Source organism: Kytococcus sp. HMSC28H12 (assembly GCF_001816045.1).
Taxonomy (GTDB): domain Bacteria; phylum Actinomycetota; class Actinomycetes; order Actinomycetales; family Dermatophilaceae; genus Kytococcus; species Kytococcus schroeteri.
Genome location: NZ_KV824509.1, coordinates 1 through 6,536 on the forward strand (window position 1 = coordinate 1; position 6,536 = coordinate 6,536).

Sequence of the window (6,536 nt, forward strand, 5' to 3'; positions counted from 1 at the left end):
TTGTTGGGCGGGGCTGAAACCATTCCCGGGATTATTTCCGTCTGGCGGGTCGCTGTTGGCGTGGGGCCCGGGGGTTCATCCGTGGGCGGGGACGCGCCGTGGGCCCGGGAGGCACCAGGTGGTGGTGCCCTGACGAGCAGCCACCCAAGTGGCCTGACGAGAACCCGGTACGCGGGGGTTCGGGGGTGGAATGGTCACCGGGCCAGGGGGGGCGGTGGGGAGCGGGGCCACCGGGGCCCGGTGGGTGCCCGCGTAGAATCGCGCCATGACGTCTGATCGACCTGACAGCCCCTCGACCCCTGAGCGTGACGGGGACTCCACGTGGGGGCGCCGTCCCCGTGACGAGCGTGGGGGCTCTCGCAGCGGCGGGCGCTCCGGTGGCTTCCCGGACCGTCGAGGTGGGGGACCTGGAGTGCGAGGAGGCCGCGACGGGGGACGACGGGGTGGTCGCGCCGGGGCAGGCCGGGGCCGCGACGAGCGGGGAGGCTTCCGGGGGCGTGACGGCGACCGTCGAGGCGGCCGGGGCGCCGGGGACCGTGGTCACTCCGCGACGCGCGGCGGACGCGGGGACCGTCCCGAGAACTTCTCGTCGGGTGCGCGCGCCCTGGCGCCCAAGCAGGGACGTCGCCCCGACCCCGCCATCCCGGACGGTGTGACCGGCCAGGCCCTCGGTCAGGTGGTGTGGGACGAGTTGAAGACGCTGTCGAAGGACAACATGAAGGGCGTGGCAGCCCACATCGAGTGCGCCTACTTGTTCCTCGACGAGGACCTCGACGCCGCCCTGGCCCACGCGGAGACCGCGTCACGTCGTGCCGGGCGTGTGCCGTCGGCCCGTGAGGCGCTGGGGACGGTGCACTACGCGCGCGGTGAGTGGTCCGACGCCCTGCGGGAGCTGCGGACCGCGATGCGTCTGGGGGGCACCACCCACCTGCTGCCGCTCGTTGCCGACTGCCAGCGGGGTCTGGGGCGCCCCGAGAAGGCGCTGGAGCTCGCGGAGTCGCGGGAGGCGCAGCACCTGTCGGCCGAGAGCCTGGTGGAGATGGCCATCGTGCTGGCCGGTGCGCACCGCGACCTGGGCAACCCGGCGGCGGCCGTCGCCATGCTGGAGACGCCCGCGGGCCGTGTGAAGTCGAGCGATCCCATGGCCGGGCGGCTGTGGTTCGCTCTGGCTGAGGCCCTCCAGGAGCAGGGCGACGACCGGGCCGCCCAGTGGTACGCGAAGGCCGAATCGGTGGGCGAGACCGGTGAGGCCCCCGTGCCCGAGCCCGAGGAGGGGGTCTTCTACGACCTCGAGGACTTCGCGCCCGCCGATGCGGGGGAGGCGCCCGTGGCGGCGCCCACGCCGTCCGAGGGGGAGGCCGCTTCTGCGGAGGCTGGGCGGCGGACCATGGACGACAAGGACGCGGCGGAGGCCGACACGGTCGAGGCCGACGCACCTGAGCCGCACACGGAGGAGCCGGGCACTGAGCCGGACGCCGAGGAGGAGGCGGGCCGGGAGTGAGCGTCTCGCTCCCCACACGAGGTCCCGTGCGCCTGGAGGGTGTGCGGGGCCTCGTCTGCGACGTGGACGGGGTGGTGCACGCCGGTGACCGGGTCTTCGACTCAGCCGTGGAGTCGCTCAACGCGTGGATGCACGGCGGACTGCGCGTCGTGTTCCTCACGAACAACGCCTCCCGTGGGCCGGAGGAGCTGGCCGCGCGTCTGCAGCAGGACGGTGTCCGGATGACCCCGGACCAGGTGATCACCGGGGCCATGGCGGGAAGCCACGTGCTCGCCCGGACCGTGGACCCCGGGACCCGTGTGCTCGTGGCCGGGTCGGCTGCCCTGGACCGGGCCGTCCGGGACCAGGGCCTCGAGGTGACCAGCGACCCCATCGAGGCCGGGGCCGTCGTGCAGGGCTACGCCCCCACGGTCACCCTGCAGTTGCTGCACGACGCCGCGCACGCCGTCAGTCGGGGGGCCACCTGGGTGGCCACCAACCGGGACGCCGGCCTGCCGACCGCCTGGGGTGTGGCACCGGGCAACGGGGCGTACGTGGACGCCGTGGCCCGGGCCACGGGGCGCGAGCCGCTCGTGGCCGGCAAGCCCGAGACCGGCAGCTACACGCTGGCCCTGGAGCGGCTGGGGCTCACCGCCGGTGAGGTCGCCGGCATCGGGGACCGGCTGGAGACCGACGTGCTGGGGGCGAACCGGGCCGGGCTGCGCAGCGTGCTCGTGGCCACCGGCGTGCACGGGTGGCCCGAGGTCGAGCGGGCCGCCGGCGAGGGCGCCTCGGAGAAGGTGCCGGACCACGTGGTGGACGACCTCTCGCAGCTCACGTTCGGCTGAGGCCGGGGCGCTGCACCCAGTGGGCGAGCGGCGGCTCAGAGCGCCTCGGGGTCCTCCTCGACGAGGTCGAGGCGGTGGTCGACCCCGCGCGCGTCCTGACCGGGCTGCCGGCCGCGGAAGATGAAGAAGAGCACCACCACGCACGCCAGGCCGATGACCACCTGGCCGGCGCGGGCACCGGTGTCGAAGAGGCTGTAGGCCACGACGGCGTAGGTGAGCCAGAGGGTGACGCGCTCCACCTCCGGGCGCATGCCCGCCAGGGGGAGCAGCGGGAGGCCCCACAGCACGTACCAGGGGTGCACCGTCTGCCCGAGCAGGGCGACCGCCAGCAGGGTCCAGGCGGTGAAGGCCAGGCCGCCGATGCGCAGCACCCGCAGCGAGGCCAGCAGCACGATGCAGGCCGTGACGGCCGTGGCCGCGTACTTGAGCACGCCCTTGACGACCGGCCCCGCATCGGGCAGGCCCAGGGCAGTGGCCACCGAGGCGAGCAGCCCCCCGATGAGGCTGATGGGGGACAGGCCCGCGGCCATGCCGGGCACCGAGAGCGCCGGGATCCAGCCGTAGCCGAGCCCGGTGGCCCAGGTGATGGCGGCGAACGAGGCGGCGAAGACCACCGCGGCCACGACGGAGGGCACGAAGAGGCGCTTCACGTCGGGCCACGCCTTGGAGAGCCACGCCTCCCCGGGGGTGGGAAGGAGGCTCGAGCGACGTCCCCCGAGCAGGTGCGGGTGCATGCGGGCGGTGCACAGGGCGGTGGTGCCCAGCAGACCGACGGCTGCCGGCTGCTTGACGGCGGTGGCCGCCGCGATGAGGGCCGAGGCCAGCACCAGCGACCACCACGGGTGGCCCCGCGTGCTCACCCACAGGGCGAAGGCCAGCAGGCCCACCATCAGGGCGTCGTTGTGGGCGCCGCCCACGAAGTGCATGAGCGTCAGCGGGTTGGCCACGCCCCACCACAGGGCCACGTCGCCGCGCACGCCCACCCACCGGGCCAGGCGCGGGATGGCCCACAGCAGCAGCGCCATGCCGGCCAGGGCCATGAGGCGCATGGCCACGGCCGCCGGGTACGGACGCTCACCGACGAGGACCACCAGCCAGCGCTGCACCTCCAGGGCGAGCGGGCCGTAGGGGGTCGGCGTGAGCAGCCAGAAGGGGTCCACCTGTTGCCGGAAGTAGCCGCTGACGGCCCCCGGCCCCATCTCGTACGGGTTGAGGCCGATGCGGTGCATCCACCCGACGGCCGCGTAGGAGTACGCGTCGTGGCTGTACAGGGGCGGTGCCAGCACCATCGGCAGGGACCACCACACGATGGTGGCGCGCATCGGGGGCGCCGGGCGGTCGCTGCGCGGCCGGACCCGCAGCCAGGCCGTGGCCAGGCCGATGGTGCCGGCCAGGAGCACCACGGTGGCGCCCAGCGAGCCCTCGGGGGAGAGCAGCCAGCGCAGCCAGGCCACCCGCTCGACGGGGTTGATCCGCGGCAGGAAGAGCGGGGTGTGGGCACCCAGGGCCATGAGGAGCGAGGCCAGGAAGCCCCATCGGACTCGTCCGTCGCGCCACGCCGTCAGCATGGGTGTGCTCAGCTCGGACAAGCGCAACGGCGTGGACCTCCCCGCAGGTGGTGTGGATTCGGGCCCCATCGTAAGTGAGGGTGGCACCGGGGATCTCCGTCGACGGGTGGGTGGGACGATGGGCCGATGCACACCCATCCCGCCCCGGAGGGCCCCCGGGCACTCGTCGACAGCTCAGCGATCCGCGCCAACCTCACCCGGTGCGCCCAGTGGGCCGGTGACGCCGACGTGATGGGTGTGGTCAAGGCCGGTGGCTACGGGCACGGGGCGCTGGCCGCAGCCCGGGCAGCTCGTGCCGCGGGGGTCGCGATCGTGGGCGTCGCCCGGCCCGAGGAGGCCCTGGCCCTGCGCGAGGCCGGGGTGGGCGGGCCCGTCATCGCCTGGCTGCCCACTCCCGCCACCGCCTTCGGTCCGCTGGTGGAGCACGAGGTGACCGTGGGAGTGGGCAGTCGGTGGGTGCTCGACCGCGTGGTGGCGGCCGCCCGGGAGGCGGGCGTGCGGGCGACCGTGCACCTCGAGCTGGACACCGGCATGAGTCGTGGCGGCGTGGCCCCCGGCGACTGGCAGGACGTGGTGGCCGCCTCCCGCCGCGCCGAGCAGGAGGGCGTGCTGCGGGTCGAGGGCGTGTTCTCCCACCTCGCGTGCGCCGACGACCCCGGGCACCCGTCGGTGGACGTGCAACGTGACGCGTTCGAGGACGGGCTGGCCGTGGTGGCCCGTGCCGGACTGGACCCCCGGTGGCGCCACCTGGCCAACTCGGCCGCCGTGGTGACGCGCCCGGACCTGGCCTACGACCTGGTGCGGCCCGGGCTGTCCGCCTACGGGCTCTCGCCGGTGCCGCAGCTGCACACCGCTGCCGACCTCGGCCTCCGCCCGGCGATGACCCTGACCTCGCCCCTCTCGGCGGTACGCCGCGTGCCCGCCGGCAGCGGGGTGAGCTATTCGTTCACGCACGTCACGGCCACCGACCGGTGGCTCGGTGTGGTGCCGCTCGGCTACGGCGACGGGATCCCCCGGGCGGTCTCGGACGCCGCCCCGGTGCAGGTGCGCCCCGGCAGCGCCGAGGGCGGGTCGGGCTCGGTGCTGGCGGCCCGCATCGCCGGGCGGGTGTGCATGGACCAGTTCGTGGTGGACCTCGGGGAGGCCACGGGGGCCGAGCCGCCGGCGGCCGTGGGTGACGAGGTGGTCCTCTTCGGCGACGGCACCGACGGCGGCCCCACGGCGCAGGACTGGGCCGAGGTCGCCGGCACCATCAGCTACGAGGTGGTCACCCGCCTCGGGCCGCGGGTGCCGCGGGTGCTCGTGGGGGAGGACGCGTGATCCACCACTGGATCACCCGCGAGGACCGCGAGCTGCACGCCGTGGAGCACGGGCCGTCGCAGGACGACGCGCCGGCCACCGTGGTGCTCGTGCACGGGTACGCGCTGGGCTCGGGCATCTTCGGTCCGATGGCCCGCATCCTGGCTGCCGGCGGCGTGCGCGTGGTGCGCCCGGACCTGGCCGGCCACGGGTGGTCGCGTGCGGGGGAGCAGCCCCTGGACCTGGACGTGCTGGCCGACGACCTGGCCGCCGTGCTGCGCTCCCTGCACGTGCCCGAGGGCCGGCCGCTGGTGCTCGTGGGGCACTCCATGGGCGGGATGGTGCTGATGCGGGTGCTGGCCCGGCACGAGGCCATCGCCCGCCGTGTGGACGCGATGGTGTGGCTCGCCACCTCGCCCGGTGGCATGGCCTCCTCCCCCTTCGGCCTGCCGGTTCGCGCCGGAGCCCTGGTGGGCCCCCTCGTGGGGCAGATCGCCCCGCGGGTCATGGCCCGTGCGGCCCGGTCGGGACCGGACGTGCGCCCCGCCCCCCGTGGCGGTGCCCGGGAGGTGGAGCTCGCCCACCTGGCGCGCTCGAACTTCCACCGCCGGCCCTCCCGGTCGACCCTGCGCCAGGTGCAGGCCATGCACCACCGGGTGCCCTACCGCGTTCTCGCCGAGCTGCTCACCTCGGTGCTGGCCCACGACGGGCGCGACGCGCTGCGCTCGCTGGACTGCCGGGGGTTGGTCCTCATCGGTGATGATGACCGCATGACGCCCCTGGCCCACTCCGAGGAGATCGCCGCCCTGCACCGGGGATCCACCCTGCAGGTGGTCCCCGCGGCGGGGCACCTGCTCATGGTGGAGCACCCCCACGAAATGGCCGGCGCGGTGCTGCAGCTGGTGAGGGAGTGCGCGTGAGCGTGGTGGAGGCCTCGACGGCCGAGCAGACGATGGAGCTGGGCCGCCGCCTGGGCCGGTGGGTGCGGGCCGGGGACGTGCTGGTGCTCACCGGGGAGCTGGGTGCGGGCAAGACCACCCTGACCCGCGGGCTGGGTGAGGGCATGGGCGTGGCCGGAGAGGTGACCTCGCCGACCTTCGTGATCTCCCGCGTGCACCCCTCGGCCGGGGAGGGCCCCGCCTTGGTGCACGTGGACACCTACCGCCTGGGCAGCCGCCACGAGGTGGACGAGATCGACCTCGACACCGACCTGGCCGGCGCCGTGCTGGTGGCCGAGTGGGGTGCCGGTCTCGTGGAGCAGCTCACCGACCGCTGGCTCGAGGTGACCGTGCGCCGGGCCACCGGGCGCGATGCCGACGACGCCGACCAGGTCACCCGCCA

At 75.0% G+C, this 6,536-nt stretch carries 6 protein-coding genes; 5 read left to right on the top strand and 1 reads right to left on the bottom strand.

Annotated elements, in window-relative coordinates; translation table 11 throughout:
* Nucleotides 1-652: 652 nt before the first annotated feature.
* Both HMPREF3099_RS07365 and HMPREF3099_RS07370 read left to right on the top strand, forming a co-directional pair.
* Nucleotides 653-1,501 carry a tetratricopeptide repeat protein gene (locus HMPREF3099_RS07365; protein WP_070705387.1) on the top strand — a complete coding sequence of 283 codons (849 nt, stop codon included), beginning with the start codon at nt 653-655 and terminating at the stop codon, nt 1,499-1,501.
* A gap of 26 nt (nt 1,502-1,527) precedes the next feature.
* On the top strand, nt 1,528-2,328 hold the full coding sequence (locus tag HMPREF3099_RS07370; RefSeq protein WP_168168479.1) for an HAD-IIA family hydrolase: 801 nt from the start codon (nt 1,528-1,530) through the stop codon (nt 2,326-2,328).
* A gap of 35 nt (nt 2,329-2,363) precedes the next feature.
* On the opposite strand, the gene mptB is transcribed toward HMPREF3099_RS07370, so the two are convergent.
* Nucleotides 2,364-3,917 (bottom strand): polyprenol phosphomannose-dependent alpha 1,6 mannosyltransferase MptB, encoded by a 1,554-nt coding sequence (gene mptB, locus HMPREF3099_RS07375; RefSeq protein WP_168168480.1) that lies wholly within the window; start codon nt 3,915-3,917, stop codon nt 2,364-2,366.
* A 105-nt stretch (nt 3,918-4,022) separates the two neighbouring features.
* On the opposite strand from mptB, the gene alr reads away from it, so the two are divergent.
* The 3 genes from alr to tsaE form a co-directional block, all read left to right on the top strand.
* The gene (gene alr / locus HMPREF3099_RS07380) at nt 4,023-5,216 is read left to right on the top strand and encodes an alanine racemase (RefSeq protein ID WP_070705389.1); all 1,194 of its coding nucleotides are present in this window, start codon (nt 4,023-4,025) and stop codon (nt 5,214-5,216) included.
* Nucleotides 5,213-6,115: an alpha/beta fold hydrolase gene (locus HMPREF3099_RS07385; RefSeq protein WP_070705390.1), complete on the top strand. Its 903-nt coding sequence runs from the start codon at nt 5,213-5,215 to the stop codon at nt 6,113-6,115. Before alr ends, HMPREF3099_RS07385 begins: the two co-directional genes overlap by 4 nt.
* A gap of 32 nt (nt 6,116-6,147) precedes the next feature.
* A partial coding sequence (gene tsaE / locus HMPREF3099_RS07390; RefSeq protein WP_083323602.1) for a tRNA (adenosine(37)-N6)-threonylcarbamoyltransferase complex ATPase subunit type 1 TsaE occupies nt 6,148-6,536 on the top strand: 389 nt, incomplete at its 3' end.